Origin of the sequence: Streptomyces sp. NPDC021622, from assembly GCF_040640795.1 — a bacterium.
GTDB lineage: Bacteria > Actinomycetota > Actinomycetes > Streptomycetales > Streptomycetaceae > Streptomyces.
Map to the genome: position 1 here is coordinate 85,414 of NZ_JBFACK010000018.1, position 15,748 is coordinate 101,161.

The 15,748-nt window shown below is 70.6% G+C and carries 12 protein-coding genes; 4 read left to right on the forward strand and 8 right to left on the reverse strand.

Annotated features, from left to right (window positions below):
- Positions 1-176 precede the first annotated feature (176 nt).
- The 4 genes from AB0G47_RS31170 to AB0G47_RS31185 form a co-directional block, all read right to left on the reverse strand.
- Positions 177-1,667 (reverse strand): gluconate:H+ symporter, encoded by a 1,491-nt coding sequence (locus AB0G47_RS31170; protein WP_360776849.1) that lies wholly within the window; start codon positions 1,665-1,667, stop codon positions 177-179.
- A 154-nt stretch (positions 1,668-1,821) separates the two neighbouring features.
- Entirely contained in the window at positions 1,822-2,241 is a 420-nt protein-coding gene (locus tag AB0G47_RS31175; RefSeq protein ID WP_360776851.1) for a RidA family protein, read from the reverse strand.
- A gap of 7 nt (positions 2,242-2,248) precedes the next feature.
- The gene (locus AB0G47_RS31180) at positions 2,249-3,007 is read right to left on the reverse strand and encodes an IclR family transcriptional regulator (protein WP_360776853.1); all 759 of its coding nucleotides are present in this window, start codon (positions 3,005-3,007) and stop codon (positions 2,249-2,251) included.
- Positions 3,004-4,068 (reverse strand): sugar kinase, encoded by a 1,065-nt coding sequence (locus AB0G47_RS31185; RefSeq protein WP_360776855.1) that lies wholly within the window; start codon positions 4,066-4,068, stop codon positions 3,004-3,006. Before AB0G47_RS31185 ends, AB0G47_RS31180 begins: the two co-directional genes overlap by 4 nt.
- Before the next feature lie 139 nt (positions 4,069-4,207).
- Here AB0G47_RS31185 and AB0G47_RS31190 point away from each other — a divergent pair, with 139 nt between their 5' ends.
- On the forward strand, positions 4,208-5,521 hold the full coding sequence (locus tag AB0G47_RS31190) for an amino acid deaminase (protein WP_360776857.1): 1,314 nt from the start codon (positions 4,208-4,210) through the stop codon (positions 5,519-5,521).
- Between the two features lie 873 nt (positions 5,522-6,394).
- Complete coding sequence (locus tag AB0G47_RS31195) at positions 6,395-7,996, forward strand: D-aminoacylase (protein ID WP_360776859.1); 1,602 nt, start codon at positions 6,395-6,397, stop codon at positions 7,994-7,996.
- 6 nt (positions 7,997-8,002) lie between these two features.
- Here AB0G47_RS31195 and AB0G47_RS31200 read toward each other — a convergent pair whose 3' ends face one another.
- From AB0G47_RS31200 to AB0G47_RS31210, 3 genes are all read right to left on the reverse strand, one after another.
- Positions 8,003-8,875: a trypsin-like peptidase domain-containing protein gene (locus AB0G47_RS31200; protein WP_360776861.1), complete on the reverse strand. Its 873-nt coding sequence runs from the start codon at positions 8,873-8,875 to the stop codon at positions 8,003-8,005.
- 203 nt (positions 8,876-9,078) lie between these two features.
- Positions 9,079-9,909 carry a serine protease gene (locus AB0G47_RS31205; protein ID WP_360776863.1) on the reverse strand — a complete coding sequence of 277 codons (831 nt, stop codon included), beginning with the start codon at positions 9,907-9,909 and terminating at the stop codon, positions 9,079-9,081.
- Between the two features lie 158 nt (positions 9,910-10,067).
- On the reverse strand, positions 10,068-11,831 hold the full coding sequence (locus AB0G47_RS31210; protein WP_360776865.1) for a protein kinase: 1,764 nt from the start codon (positions 11,829-11,831) through the stop codon (positions 10,068-10,070).
- A 226-nt stretch (positions 11,832-12,057) separates the two neighbouring features.
- On the opposite strand from AB0G47_RS31210, the gene AB0G47_RS31215 reads away from it, so the two are divergent.
- Positions 12,058-13,269: a pyridoxal phosphate-dependent aminotransferase gene (locus tag AB0G47_RS31215; protein ID WP_360776867.1), complete on the forward strand. Its 1,212-nt coding sequence runs from the start codon at positions 12,058-12,060 to the stop codon at positions 13,267-13,269.
- Between the two features lie 81 nt (positions 13,270-13,350).
- Positions 13,351-13,758, forward strand: a complete 408-nt coding sequence (locus AB0G47_RS31220) for a hypothetical protein (protein WP_360776869.1) — start codon at positions 13,351-13,353, stop codon at positions 13,756-13,758.
- A gap of 152 nt (positions 13,759-13,910) precedes the next feature.
- Here the strand turns inward: AB0G47_RS31220 and AB0G47_RS31225 are convergent, their stop codons facing one another.
- Positions 13,911-15,632: an Ig-like domain repeat protein gene (locus AB0G47_RS31225; protein ID WP_360776871.1), complete on the reverse strand. Its 1,722-nt coding sequence runs from the start codon at positions 15,630-15,632 to the stop codon at positions 13,911-13,913.
- Positions 15,633-15,748 lie beyond the last annotated feature (116 nt).

Here is a 15,748-nt window from a genome sequence, read left to right on the forward strand (position 1 = left end):
TGCGCTCCCTTCCACGTCCCACAATACGGGTACGTACCCGTACCCACAACGTGTCGCAGGGGCGCCCGAGCCCGGCCGCCGGCCGTCAGGCCGCGTGACACCGAAGGCGCCCAGGACTGTTGCGGCCCGGGGCGCCCCCGACGGCGTACGCGCGAGGCGTACACGAGAGACGCGAGCTACACGAACAGACTCACCACTGCCGCCACCGCGAACCCGGCCAGGGACAGGACCGACTCCAGGACCGTCCACGTCTTCAGCGTGTCCCGCTCGCTGATGCCGAAGTACTTCGCCACCATCCAGAAGCCGCCGTCGTTCACGTGCGAGGCGAAGATCGAGCCCGCCGAGATCGCCATGATGACCAGGGCGACGAAGGCCTGGGAGTGGTCGCCCTCGGCGAGGAGGGGGGCCACGATGCCCGCCGTCGTGACGATCGCGACCGTCGCCGAGCCCTGGGCGACGCGCAGGACCAGGGAGAGCAGGTAGGCGAGGACGATGATCGGCAGGCCGACGTCCTGGAAGGTGTCCGAGAGGGCCGCGGCCACGCCGCTCGCCTTGAGGACCGCGCCGAAGATGCCGCCCGCGCCGACCACCAGGAGGATGTTGCCGACCGGCTTGAGCGATGAAGTCGACACCGTCTCAAGGGACTTGCGGGACCAGCCTCGGCGGATGCCCAGCAGGTAGTACGCCATCAGGAGCGCGATCGTCAGGGCGACGAAGGGGCTGCCGAAGAACTCAATGACGCTGCGGAACGTCGAGGGGGCGAAGGCGATCGACGAGAAGGTCGCGAGGAGGATCAGGAGCAGCGGCGTACCGATGATCGCGAAGACCGTGGCAAGGGGTACCGGCTTCTCGCGGGGCTCCACGCCGGCCGCGCGCTGCTCGGCGACGACCGCGGCCTTCGCCTCGTCCGCGGCCTCGACCATGTCCTGCGGGACGGGCACGAAGATGCGCTTGCCGACCCAGGCGGAGAAGACCCAGGCGGCGAGGACGGCCGGGATGCCGCAGACGATGCCCATCAGGATGACCCAGCCGAGGTCCACGTGGAGAAGACCGGCTGCCGCCACCGGGCCCGGGTGCGGGGGCAGGAAGGCGTGGGTCATCGACAGACCCGCGAGGAGGGGGAGGCAGTAGAGCAGGATCGACTTGCCGCTGCGCTTGGCCGCCGCGTAGACGATGGGGGCCAGGACGAAGATGCCCACGTCGAAGAAGACCGGGACGCCGAAGATCAGGCCCGTCAGGCCCATGGCGAGGGGCGCGCGCTTCTCGCCGAACATGCCGAGCAGCCGCGAGGCCAACACCTCGGCGCCGCCCGACACTTCGAGGATCGCGCCGAGCATCGTGCCGAGGCCGATGATGATCGCCACATGGCCGAGGATGCCGCCCATGCCCGACTCGATGACCGAGACGGCGTCGGACTTCTGGACGGTGCCGAAGAGTTCGGTGACGGAGAGGCCGGCCGAGAGGCCGACGGCTATGGAGACCGCGAGCAGCGCCACGAAGGGCTGCAGCCTGACCTTGATGATCAGGAAGAGGAGAAGGACGATGCCGAGCGCGGCGACCGTGAGCAGGCCTGCCGTGCCGTCGATCAGGGTGAGGATGCCGCCGGTGTGAGGTGGCACCTCGGGGGCGGGGGCGGCCGCGAGCGCGGTGGAGGGGGACGGGGACATCGTTGACCTCGTAAGTGCATGGGATGGGGGTCTGGGGGCCGCCCCCAGAAAACACAGTCGGGGCAGGGGGGATCGCGGCACGGCGCCCGTGGACGTGTCGGGCGCCGCGCCGTGATGACGAACGGCTTACGGGTGGGGGGTTGGTGACGTGGCGTCAGCTGAGGACGGCGAGCGCGTCGATCTCGATGAGCAGGCCCGCCGGGAGGCCGACGTAGACCGTCGTACGGGCGGAGGCGGGGGCCTTGAGGCCCTGCTCCTCGAAGTAGGAGTTGTAGATCTCGTTCATCTCGGCGAAGTGGTCCACGTCCGTGAGGTAGACGCGCATCATCATCACGTCGTCCCAGGTCGCCCCGCCCTCTTCGAGGATGGCCTTGACGTTGGCGAACGTCTGGAGGGTCTGCTCGCGCAGGGTCGGGCCCGCGGGGGTGGGGGCCTTGCCCTCCTCGGCGGGGAGGAAGCCGACCTGCCCTGCGACCTGAAGGATGTTGCCCTTCTTCACGCCGTGGGAGAACTTCGCGGGCGGAGTGGTGTGGGTGGCCGGGGTGAGGGCTGTCTTCACGGTGTTCTCGGTCATGGAGGGATCAGGCTTCCTTGAGGGGTGACTTTCCGGAGTACTCCCGGCTGATGGCGTCTGCCGTACGGCGCACCAGCGGGAGGAGGGAGAGGAGTTCCTCGGCCGTGACGACCACGTTCGGCGCGGAGACCGACATGGCGGCGACGACCCGGCCGTCCGCACCGCGGATGGGGGCCCCGATGCAGTTGATGGACTCCTCGTGGCCACCGAGGTCGGTGGCCCAGCCCTGTTCGCGTACGGCGCTGAGCTCCTTGAGGAACGCGGCGGCGTTGGGTGTCGAACGGGACGTGTACGTGGGGTAGTCGAGCTTCTCCGCGATGGCGCGGCGCTCGGCTTCGGGGAAGTCGGCGATCAGGAGCTTGGCCACGGCGGCGACGGTGATGGCCACCGGCTTTCCGATGCGCGAGTACATCCGCACCGGGTAGCGGCTCTCGACCTTGTCGATGTAGAGGACTTCCTGCTCCTCGTAGACCGCGAGATGGACCGTGTGGCCGCACTTCTCGTTGAGCGCGAGGAGGTGGGGGTGGGCGATCTCGCGTACGTCGAGGTTCTCGACGGCCTCCTGGGCGAGCGCGAAGAGGCGGGCGCCCAGGCGGTAGCGCTGGTCGGACTGGCGGTAGACCAGGCCGTGCTCGTGGAGCGTGCGCAGCAGCCGCAGCGCGGTGGACTTGTGCACGTCGAGGCGTTCGGCGACCTGACCGAGGTCGGCGGGTCCTTCGGCGAGCAGCGGCAGGATGGACAGGGCGCGGTCGACGGTCTGGCTCATGACGTAAGTACCTCCTGCGCGGCCTCGTCGTCGGCTGCCGTCCAGCCGGGGCCGAGGTGCAGTCTCCCCCAGGCGGTGGCGTCGAGGGCGGCGAGCCGGTCGGCGTGGTCACGGGACGGTGGTGCGGCGAGGTCGCCGGGGACGGTGAGGGCGGCGGCGGCCATGAGGTGGCCGTGGCGCAGCCGCTGCCCGATGGGGAGCTTGCGGAGTGTGGCGGAGAGGAACCCGGCGGCGAAGGCGTCCCCGGCCCCGACGGCAGCGACGACGTCGACGCGCGGCGCCGGCTCCTCGTACCGGGTGCCGTTGCCGCCGAACGCGACGGCGCCGTCGGCTCCCCGCTTGACGACGAGGAGCTGCGGCTCGGGCAGGGCGGCGCGGATCGCGTCGGGGCCGCCGGTGATGCCCCAGGCGTCGGCGGCCTCGTCCTCGCCGACGAAGACGAGGTCGGCCGCGCGCGCGAGGTCGAGCAGGACGCGGGGGTCCGCGCCCTGGCCGCCGGCCCACAGGCCCGGCCGGTAGTTGACGTCGAAGGAGACGCCGTCCGCCCCTGTCTCGACATCCGTGAGCGCGCGCAGCAGGTCCAGGCAGTCCACGGAGAGCGCGGCGGTGATGCCGGACAGGTGCAGGAGGTACCCGGAGCGCAGTGCGGCCTGGTCCGTGTTGGCCGTGGACATCGCGGAGGCTGCGGATCCGGCGCGGTAGTAGAGGACCTCGTGGGCGTCGGCCTCACGGTCGTCGGCAGTGCGGAAGTAGATGCCGGTGGGGCGGTGCGGGTCGCGCCCGACGGCGGACGTGTCGACACCGTAACGGGCGATCGCCTCGACGAGATGGTCGCCGAAGCCGTCGGCGCCGACCCGGCTGACCCAGCGGGTGCGGTGGCCCGCGGCCGCGAGCGCGCAGACGACGTTGGACTCGGCGCCGCCGATTCCGCGATCGAAGGAGGGGACGTCGGCGAGGCGGCCGGCGCGGGTGGGCAGGAAGGTGACCATGGACTCGCCGAGCGCCACCACATCGACGGCACCGGTGCCGTCCGCGTAGCCCAGTTCTCCCTGTGCGGTCACTTTCGTCCCAACCCCTTGCTGCTCCTGATCGGCTTTCCGGATCCGTTGACCCGGCGTTGGCTCGGATGTTAGACAGCAGTAAGCGACATACGCAATGACCGTTGCATACCATGCAACACACCTTTTCGAGGAGGCGCACATGGCCGCCGACAACGCCGACAGCACCGTCGAAGGGCCCGCCCGACTGGCCGCGGAGCTGGACCGGCTCGCCCAGGAGCGTGTCGACCACCGCTTCAAGGCGCTGCCGCCGGACGCGGACGGCCTGACGGTCGGCGAGCTCGCGGCCCAGCGCCGCAACCTCTTCACGGGCGGCTTCACCACGCCCGTCCTCGCGCTCTCCGCCGAGCGCCTCGAGCACAACCTCGCGCTGATGGAGACGTACTCGCAGCGGCACGGCCTCGCCTTCGCCCCGCACGGCAAGACGTCCATGGCGCCGCAGCTCTTCGCCCGGCAGCTGGAGCGCGGCGCGTGGGGCATCACGCTCGCCGTCCCGCACCAGGTGCGGGTCGCGCGCGCCTTCGGCATCGACCGGATCTTCCTCGCCAATGAACTGGTGGACGCGGCGGCACTGCGCTGGCTCGCGGCGGAACTGGACGCCGACCCCTCCTTCCGCTTCATCTGTTACGTCGATTCCGTCCCCGGCGTGGCCCTGATGGACGCCGCGCTGCGCGAGGCCGGGGCGACGCGTCCGGTCGACGTCGTGGTGGAGCTCGCCGCGGGCGACGGCGCGCGGACCGGTGTGCGGACCGAGGCCGAGTGCTTCGACATCGCCAACGCCGTCGCGAGCGCGGACACGCTGCGGCTCGTGGGTGTCGCCGGGTACGAGGGCGAGGTTCCGGACGCGACGCCGGAGCGCGTGCACGCGTGGCTGCGCCGGCTCACGTCCCTCGCGGTCGAGCTCGACAAGGCGAACCGGTTCGCGGATCTCGACGAGGTCGTCGTCAGCGCGGGCGGCAGTGCGTGGTTCGACGCGGTGGCGGACGTGTTCGCCGAGATCCCCGAACTGTCGGTACCGGTGTTGAAGCTGCTCCGCTCGGGTGCGTACGTCTCGCACGACGACGGTCACTACCGCCACCTGACGCCGTTCAACCGCGTCCCGCAGGAGGGTGCGCTCGAGCCCGCCTTCCGGCTGTGGGCGCAGGTGGTCTCCCGGCCCACGCCGGAGCAGGCGTTCGCCAACGCGGGCAAGCGGGACGCGGCGTACGACCTGGACCTGCCCGAGGCGCAGGTCGTCCGCCGGGGCGGCGGGGAACGCCCCGCGACCGGGGTGACGATCACTGGCCTCTCCGATCAGCACGCGTGGATCCGGACGACTCCGGAGGGGGAGCTCTCGGTGGGTGACTGGATCGGCATGGGTCTGTCGCACCCGTGCACTTCGTTCGACAAGTGGCAGCTGATTCCTCTGGTCGAGGCGGACGGAACGGTCACGGACTACATCCGCACGTACTTCTGACCGCCGGTCCGGGGGCTGACCTCTGGTCCGGGGGCTGACCTCTGGTCGGGTGGCTGACCTCTGGTCCGGGGGGGGGGCTGACCTCCGGTCCGGGGGCTGACCTCCGGTCGAGGGGGGTGACCTCCGGTCCGGGGGCTGACCTCCGGTCGAGGGGGGTGACCTCCGGTCGGGTGGCTGACCTCCGGTCGGGGGTAGCTGACCTCCGGTCGGTTCTTCGGGCTCCGGCCGGTTCCTGCCTGAACCGCCGCTCCGCGGCGGATGTCTCCCACCCACCCACCCGATCACCCTGCAGTCCCCATCTCCCCGCAGGTTCTCCCACCCACCCGCCCGATTACCCGCAGGGTCATGGGCGGGTGGGTGGGGGAACCCCGCGCCGGAGGCGCGGGCACCACGGCCAAGGCGACGCCACGACAGCGAAGACCACGGCACCACGGCCAAAGCCACGGCACGACAGCCAAGGCCACGGCGCGACGGCGAAAGCCGCGGCACGACGGCGGAGGCGGCGGCTCGACGGCGAAAGCCGCAGCACGACAGCGAAGACCACGGCACCACGGCGAAAGCCACGGCACGACAGCCAAGGCCACGGCTCGACGGCGAAAGCCGCAGCACGACAGCGAAGACCACGGCACCACGGCGAAAGCCACGGCACGACAGCCAAGGCCGCGGCTCGACGCCGAAAGCCGCGGCACGATGGCGGAGGAGGAGGCCGCGGCGGCGCGGCGGCAGGGAGTCGCCGACGTTGCGCAACCCCCACAAGGGCCACCCGCACCCGCGGAACGACCCGCACGGGTGGTGCGGGTGGGAGACACAACCCGGCCGGAGGCCGGGTGCACCACACACAACCCGCGCCCACGCGAAGAGAGAGGCACCCCCATGGACCTGGTGATCCGAGACGCCCGCGTCATCGACGGCACCGGAGGTGCCTCCTACCGCGCCGACGTCGGCGTACACGAAGGCAGGATCACCACGATCCACCGGGAGGGGGAAACCGGCCCCCGCCCCGCCGGGGGCCACACCATCGACGCCCAAGGCCTAGCGCTAGCGCCCGGCTTCGTCGACATGCACGCCCACAGCGACCTCGCCCTCCTCCGCGACCCCGAGCACACCGCGAAGGCCGCCCAGGGCGTCACCCTGGAAGTCATCGGCCAGGACGGGCTGAGCTACGCCCCGGTCGACGACCGCACCCTCGCCCAGGTCCGCCAGGCCATCACCGGATGGAACGGCGACGGCAGCGACATCGACTTCGACTGGCGCACGGTCGGCGAGTACCTGGACCGCCTGGACAGGCAGGGCATCGCGGTGAACGCCGCGTACCTCATCCCGCAGGGCACCGTCCGCATGTACGCCCTCGGCTGGGACGACCGCCCCGCCACCCCCGCCGAGCTCGACCGCATGAGGCAGCTCGTGGCGGAAGGGATGCGGGAAGGGGCCGTCGGCATGTCGTCGGGCCTGACCTACACCCCCGGCATGTACGCGGACGACTCCGAGCTCACCGAACTCTGCAAGGTGGTGGCCCAGTTCAACGGCTACTACTGCCCGCACCACCGCAGCTACGGCGCCGGCGCCCTCCAGGCGTACGAGGAGATGGTGAACCTCACGCGCACCGCGCACTGCCCCCTCCACCTGGCCCACGCCACCATGAACTTCGGCGTGAACAAGGGCAAGGCACCCGATCTGCTCGCGCTGCTCGACGACGCACTCGCCGCCGGCGCGGACATCACCCTCGACACCTATCCCTACACCCCCGGCTGCACAACTCTTGTGGCCATGCTGCCCAGTTGGGCCGGCGAGGGCGGGCCGGACTCCATCCTCGCCCGCCTCCAGGACGACGAGACCGCCGAGAAGATCCGCCACCACATGGAGGTCATCGGCGCCGACGGCTGTCACGGCGTACCCATCGAGTGGGACACCATCGAGATCTCGGGCGTGAGCGACCCCGGGCTCGCCTCCTGCGTGGGCAGGACCATCGCCCAGTCCGCCGCCCGGCGCGGCGAGGAGCCCTGGGTCACCGCCCGCCGTCTGCTCATCGACGACAAGCTGGGCTCGACGATCCTCCAGCACGTCGGCCACGAGGAGAACGTCCAGGCGATCATGCGCCACCGCGTGCACACCGGCGGCAGCGACGGCATCCTGCAGGGCTTCAAGCCGCACCCGCGCGCGTACGGCACCTTCCCGCAGTATCTCGGGCGCTACGCACGGGAGTTGGGCGTGATGTCCCTGGAGGAGACGGTCGCCCACCTCACCTCGCGCCCGGCCGCACGCCTCCGCCTCCCCGACCGCGGCGTCGTCCGCGAGGGCTACCGCGCCGACCTGGTCCTCTTCGACCCGGAGACGGTCGCGGCGGGCTCGACGTTCGAGGCGCCTCGCACACTCCCGACCGGCATTCCGCACGTACTGATCGACGGAAAGTTCGTGATGCGGGACGGGCGGCGCACGGACGTCCTCGCGGGACGGTCCGTACGCCGCACGCCCTGACCTGCGTCAGCGACCGGCGGCCGGCCGCGGCAGCTTGCAGCCCGGCCGGTTCAGGTCGATCTTGCTGTCGTGGGTCACGCACGGCACGATGCCGTACGTCTGCTGGGCGTAGTTGATGCCCTCGCGGACCGTGACGTTGCCGTTGCGGTCGACCTCACAGGGGTTGTCGAGGGTGCAGCGTTCGCCGTTCTCGTTGCCCGTGTTGTTGACCGCCGTGACCTTGCCGGTCTTGTGGTCGATCACGGGTGAGCCCGAAGTGCCGCCGATGGTCTGGCACTCGGGGGTGTAGCGGACCGAGTCCTTCCAGGTCCACTCGCCTTCCTTGAGGCGGTAGACGAAGCCGTCGATCTTGCAGGTGTACGTCTGCTTCCAGTAGCCGGAGACGACGGTGATCGCCCGGCCCTTGACCGGGTGGTCGTCCTCGATCTCCAGTGCCTTGATGCCGTACTTCTTCGTGATCTCGCCGTAGGTGGTGGTGAGTTGGTACAGCGAGATGTCGGTGTCCGTCATCGTCGCGTACGAGATCTTGCTCGCCTTGAGCGTCGCCTTCTCGGCGCCCTTCGCGTCGAGGAGCTTGAAGGTGCGGGTGGACGGCTGGTCGACGATCACCTCGCCGGCCGCCGGGAAGCCGGTCTCCAGACAGTGGCCGTTGGACAGGACGAGCGCCGGGTCGTCCGCCTTGGACTGCGGCATACGGACCACCGATCCTGAGCAGTTGCTCAGTGCCACCGTCCCGGCGAAGTCGACGCCCTTCGCGGCGGGTTGACCGGCCGACGACGCCCCCTCCGCGGATGCCCCGTCCGGGGCCGCGATCGCCGGTGCGGTACCGAATCCCACGAGGGTGAGGGCGAGCAGTCCGCCCGCGAGAGCCTTCTTCATCTGTGGAGCCCCCCTGTACGTAGACGTGAACGCAGACGTGAACGTGACGTACACCCATGCCGTGCTCTGTTGTCATGGGCAGCGTCATTCTTCGGGGGGCCGCGCGCACGGACAAGAGGTGCGAGCCCTTGCGTTACGCCCGCGGGGCGGTACGGATCACCCGCTCATCCGTACCGCCCCGCGGCCTGGCTCAACTCACGTCATCACTTGGGCAGTTCGCAGCCCTCGCGGCTCAGGTCGATCTTGTTGCCGGGGGCCACGCACGGCACGATGGTGTAGGTCTGCTGGGCGTAGTTGATGCCCTTGCGGACCGTGACCTTGCCGTTCTCGTCGACCTCGCACGGGTTGTTGTCCGTGCACTCCTGGCCGTCCTCGTTGCCGGTGTTGTTGACGGCGACGACCTTGCCGGTCTCGTCGTCGATCACCGGCGAGCCCGAGGTCCCGCCGATCGTCTGGCACTCGGGGGTGTAGCGGACCGAGTCCTTCCAGGTCCAGTTCCCCTCCTTCAGACGGTAGGCGAAGCCGTCGATGCTGCACTTGTACAGCTTCTTCCAGTAGCCGGACGCGACGGTGATCTTCCGCCCCTGCTCCGGACGCGCCGCGTTCAGCTCGAGCGCCTTGATGCCGTACTTGCTCTCGATGTCGCTGTAGGTGCTGGTCAGTTCGTACAGCGAGACGTCCGTGTCGGTCATCGTCCCGTACGCGACCTTGCTCGCCTTGACGGTCCCGGCGTCGCTGCCGTCCGCCTTCAGGAGGGTGAAGCTGCGCGACGACGGCTGGTCGACGACGACCTCACCGGGCGCCGGGAAGCCGCTCTCCAGGCAGTGGCCGTTGGACAGGACGAGCGCGGGGTCTTCCGGCTTCGAGTCGGGTACGCGCACGACGGAGCCGGAACAGTTGCTCAGCGCCACCGTCCCCGCGAAGTCGACCGCCTTGGGCTTGGCGGGGCGTTCGCTGCTGACAGCCGCCGCGGGCGCCGCCGTTGCTCCGAGGAAGAGCACGGCGAAGCACGCACCGACGAGAGGCTTGTTCATGTGGGGGGGTCCCCTCTGATGACTGATGACCATGTGACCGAAGTTGCTTCTGACCATGTGACCGAAGTTGCTTCGGCTTTGTCATGCGCATTGTTGGGGTCCCCGGCCGTGAGGACAAGACCACAAACGGACACAACTCACCGCTGACAGAACACTTTTCAGCAGCGGGTCGAAGGGCCCACCTGGCCGGTGAAGTTGTCGTTCGACATCCAGCCCGATGTGCTCGTGCCCGCCACCTGGACGTAAGTCCAGTTGTGGCCATGGGCGTTGACGACCGAGCAGTGGAAGTTGAGCCTCGTGCCGCTCTCGATCGGGGTGACGGAGGAGCAGGTCTGATAGGGGCCGGTCACGAGGTGGTATCTGCCCGCCAAGTACGCGTACGTTCCCGGCTTCGGGTTCCGGTGGCTCCAGCCGCTGCAACTCTTCGACACCGAGCTGGGCTTGGCGGTGGGAGACTCGGGCGGCTGCGGCTCCGTGCCGCCGCCACCGCCGCCGTCGGCATCGCCGGTGGGTCCCGCCGACGAGCCCGCCTCGCCGCCACCCTTGCCGTCCTCGCCGTCCTTCCCGGTCTCGCTCGGCCGCTGCGACGGCGTGCGGGACGGCTTGCCCTGCGGGTCCGCCGACGACGAAGGGCTCGGCTTCCGCTTTCCGCCGCCCATGCTGCCGCGGCTCGGCGCGTCACTGCCCTCGGTCGCACCGGGACGGCTCGGCGCCGACTGCGCCTCGTCCGTCTTCCCGCCCTCGTCCTTGCCGACCAGGACGTACGTGATGCCGCCTCCGGCGAGTACGACGGCGGCCGCCACCGCCGCGATGACCGCCCTGCTCCGGTTCCGGCGCTGCGCCCGGCCCGCGGCGCGCCCACCGGGCTGCGGAAGGGTGCTCGCCAGGCCGCCGGGGGCCGGATGCCCGGCCTGCAGACCGCCGGGTGCCGGATGGCCGGCCTGGGGCTGCTGCGGGAACGGTGCGGCGGGCGCGCCGAAACCGGCTCCCGGGGGCGGCGGCTGCACCGCGCCGGGCGCGCCGCCGGCAGCGGACGCCGGCGGCCCGAAGCTCACCGTGCTCCCCGCCGCCACCCGCTCCAGCATCTCCCGCGCCTGAGCCGCGGCGGGCCTGCTCTCCGGGTCCTTCGCCATCAGCGCCCGCAGCACCGGCGTCAGCGCCCCCGCCCGCTGCGGCTCCGGCAGCGGCTCGGTCACGATCGCGGCGAGCGTGGACCACACCGACGTACGCCGGAAGGGTGATGTCCCCTCGACCGCCGCGTACAGCGTCATGCCGAGCGACCAGATGTCCGACGCGGGGCCAGGCTCCCTGCCCTGCGCGCGCTCCGGCGGCAGGAAGTCCAGCGAGCCGACGAGCTGGCCGCTGCGGGTCAGCTTGTCCATGGCGCCGCTGTCGAAGTCGCCGGCCTCCATGCTGGCTATGCCGAAGTCGGTGAGGACGACGCGGCCGCCCCGTTCGAGCAGGACGTTGCCGGGCTTGACGTCCCGGTGCAGTACGCCTGCCTGGTGCGCGGCGTCGAGCGCGTCCATCAGCTTGGCGCCGATCGCGGCGGCCTCGTGCGGCTCAAGGGCGCCGCGCTCGGTGAGCACGTCGTCGAGGGAGGGCCCGTCGACCAGCTCCATGACGATCACCGGCAGGCCGTCCTGCTCGGTCACGTCGTGCACCGTGACCACCCCGCTGTGCCGGATCCGGGCGGCGGCCTGCGCCTCCCGCTGCATCCGGACCCGCAGATCGGCCAGATCGCCCGCGGACGCGTCGGTGAAGGCCCGCAGGATCTTGACCGCGACCTCCCGGTTGAGCAGCTGGTCCACCGCTCGGGCGACCACGCCCATGCCGCCGCGTCCGATCGTGGAGGTGACCCGGTACCGCCCTCCGAGCACCTTCCCGACCAGCTCTCCGCCGTTCGATTCCCCCGCCGTCACCGCTCGCCCCGTTCCGTAACCGGTCGTCAACTCCCTTGTCGGGAAGGGAGTCTGAAGGGACAAGAGTAGAGGTATGAGCACACCGCGTGAGCCGCACACCAAAGGTTCGGCCATGACCCGTCCCGTCCGCCCCGCCGGAGGTCCCGGGCCCCGGCGGCGGCCCCCGACACCCGACGTGTCCTAAAACACGGAGCGGGTCCCGTCACGCGGCCGTAAGCTCGCGGACATGCAGGTCATCCAGTCGACGAAGCTCGCCAACGTCTGTTACGAGATCCGGGGCCCGGTACTCGAGGAGGCGATGCGGCTGGAGGCGGCAGGCCACCGCATCCTCAAGCTCAACACGGGCAACCCCGCCGCCTTCGGTTTCGAGTGCCCGCCCGAGATCCTGGAGGACGTCCTCCGCAATGTGGGCTCGGCGCACGGCTACGGCGACGCGAAGGGGCTCCTGGCCGCCCGCCGCGCGGTCGTCATGCACAACCAGACCCTGGGCATCGAGACCGACGTCGAGCACGTCTTCATCGGCAACGGCGTCTCCGAGCTGATCGTCATGGCCATGCAGGGCCTGCTCGACGACGGGGACGAGGTCCTCGTACCGGCGCCGGACTATCCGCTGTGGACGGCGGCGGTCTCCCTGTCCGGCGGCACGGCCGTGCACTACCGCTGCGACGAGCAGTCGGACTGGATGCCGGACCTCGCCGACATCGAGCGCAAGGTGACCGACCGCACCAAGGCGATCGTGATCATCAACCCGAACAATCCGACGGGCGCCGTATACAGCGAGGACATGCTGCGCGGCCTGACCGACATCGCGCGCCGCCACAACCTCCTGATCTGCTCGGACGAGATCTACGACAAGATCCTCTACGACGGCGCGACGCACACCCCGACCGCCGCCGTCGCCCCCGACCTGCTCACGCTCACCTTCAACGGCATGTCGAAGGCGTACCGCGTGGCCGGCTACCGCGTGGGCTGGATGGCGATCTCGGGCCCGAAGGCGCACGCCTCCTCGTACATCGAGGGTCTGACGATCCTCGCCAATATGCGCCTGTGCGCGAACATGCCGGGCCAGCACGGCGTGGTCGCGGCGCTGAGCGGGCGGCAGACGATCGACGACCTCGTCCTGCCTGGCGGCCGGCTCCTGGAGCAGCGCGACGCCGCGTACGACCTGCTGACACAGATCCCGGGCGTGAGCTGTGTGAAGCCGAAGGGGTCGCTCTACCTCTTCCCGCGGCTCGACCCGAAGGTCTTCAAGATCAAGGACGACCGCCAGATGGTCCTCGACCTGCTCCGGGAGGAGAAGATCATGGTCGTTCACGGCACCGGCTTCAATTGGCCGGAGCCTGATCATTTCCGCATCGTCACGCTGCCGACGGCGACGGACCTGACCGAGGCGATGAACCGGATCGGTAACTTCCTCGACGGCTACAGCCAGCCGTAGCCAGCAGAGGACGACCGGACTCAACTTTAGACAGAATCTAAGCTAGGATGGGCTTCAAGCTACCCGCCTGGAGGCCATCCCATGTACGAGCCGATCCGCACCAAGTCGGTCCACGCCATGGCCGACCCCGGCGATTTCCCGCACCGCTCCCGCGAGGAGGAGCTGGACATCCAGCTCGCCGGGCATCTGGCGGCGCTCCTCGCCGTCACGGACGAGCTGCGCGGGGTCGCGCCCTCGGCCGAACTGGACGCCGCTGCCGATGAGTTGACCCGTGAGGTCACCCGGCTTCGGGGCCTTGCGCCCGTTCGCTCCGCTGTGGTGAGCGCGATCCATGAGCCGCACCTTGGTGCGCTGCATCAGCGGGCCCATGCGCTCGCGGGGCGTGCGCTTGTCGTGGCCGCGTCTCGTGCCGACACCGCCGCGGCGATTCTTGCGGCCCACCGTATGGATGCTCATGAGGGTGCTGCACGGCTTGTTGGCGCCCACTGAGCAGCCGCTGATGTGCTTGCGCGACTGCAGGTGCGTTGTGGCTGGTCGCGCAGTTCCCCGCGCCCCTGTGGGGCGCCCCGCAGGGGCGCGGGGCCATAAACGGCCCCGGTCCGAAGGCCCCGAGGCCTTCGGACCGGGTGCCATCTAAGCGGCTAGCTGATCACTCGGACCGTGGCCTCGGCCGATGATCCGCTGTGCAGGGCGTCGCCCTCGTAGCTCACCGCGTACACCGTCCTGCCGCGCTTGCTCGGCAGGTCCTTGATGCGGAACGTGCCGTCCGCGGCGACCGACGCCGACGTCAGCTCGCCCGTCGTGCCGAAGCGGTCCGTGCGGGTCACCTTCAGGCTGATCCCGGACGGCAGCGCGCGCCCCTGCCCGGTCAGCCTGCCGGTGATCTCGACGCCGCCCGCGCGGGTCGCCTCGGCGGGCGCCGTCAGCGCGATCGACGTCGGGGCCTTGGCCACGTCCACCGTGAGCGTGACGTCCTCGGCCGGGCGGTGCGTGACGTCGCCGAGGAACCGCAGCGTGTACGTCGACTCACCCACCCGGTCCGGCACGTCCAGGACGGTGAAGCTGCCGTCGGCCGCGACCTTGGCGGCCGCCACTTCCTGCGTTCCGTCGGCGTCCTTGCGGACCGCGGTGACCTTCACGGGCTCCGCGGGCGCGGGCCCGTCAAGCTCCAACTTGCCCCGGATACCGAGTGGTTCGCCCACGACGGCCTGTGCGGGCGTGGTGGTGAGCGCGCCCGTGAAGCGTGAGTCGTACTGCGCCGCGGGCGGCTGGATGACGTGCAGCCAGTGGTTGCCGCCGCCGTCCGATGCCACCGCGAAGAGCCGCGAGCCGTCCCTGGACCAGCCAAGGCCCTGCGGCACGATCCGCGAGCCGTCGAGCGCCCCCTCGAAGGCGAACTCGAGCGGCGCGGTGCCGTCCGCCGGGTCGGCGGGCTGAATCAGGAGATCGGCCGTGCTGCCCGCGGCGACCGCGCCCCGCGCCACGTACTTCCCGTCGCCGCTGAACGCCACCGCCGAAGCCTTCGCGCCGTCCGGCAGCGGCTGGTAGCCGGCCGGGGCGTCCGTCAGGTCGCCGGCGTCGAGCAGCCGGGTGCCGTACGCGGCGTCGGCGACGGCGATCCGCTTGCCGTCGGCGCTCTGCGCGATGTCCTTCAGGTCAAGGGCGCCCTTGCCGTCGGCGTCGGCGAAGCGCCGCGACGGGCCCCGCACCAGGGTGTCGCCGCTCGCGTCGAACGTGGTGAGGAACGGATTGGCTCCCTCCTCCGCACCCGCCTGCCCCATCACGAGCCGGTCCGGAGCCTCGGGCCCCGCCTCAAGGCGCAGCCGCCCGGCGGCGCTCCAGCCGGTGTTGACCGCGGAGGGGTTGCTCACGTTGCCGACCCCGTACAGCGACGTGGTGTTGCCGGACTGGTCGCAGTAGGAGTCGGTGTACGGCGTCTCCGTGAACCACGCCTTTCCGCCCGCCACGGCCATCTCCCGGCCGCAGGCGACGTCGTACGGCGCGTAGGTGGCGCCGCTCCTGGTCTGCGTCGCGGTGTCGAACGTCAGCATGCGGTTGGTCGTCGACACGTGCAGCGTCGCGCTGTCCGCACTGAGCGCCATGCCGGACGCGGGCTGGTCGGTGGCGAGCGAACCCACCTTCTGGCCCTGGAAGTTGTAGACATGGACCTGGCTCGCACCGCTGCCCTTGCGGCCGTCGGTGACGTACACGCGCTCGTGCGCGGAGTCGACCACCATCGCCCCGAACGACGTGATGGGCAGCTTCGCCGCCTCGTCCGACGGAGTGACGGCGTACGCGGCGGGCGTCCCGACGGCGACCAGGCCCGCCGAGCCGAGCGCCACCGCGAGGGCGATGCCGGTCATCCGTCTCAGCCGCTGAGATTTCTTCAACTTGGCCCCCCACAGGCTCTTTTGACGGCCCGTATCGATCGACGGGCCGCCTTGTGGGGACATTGAAACATGTGGGGCCTATGTGAAGG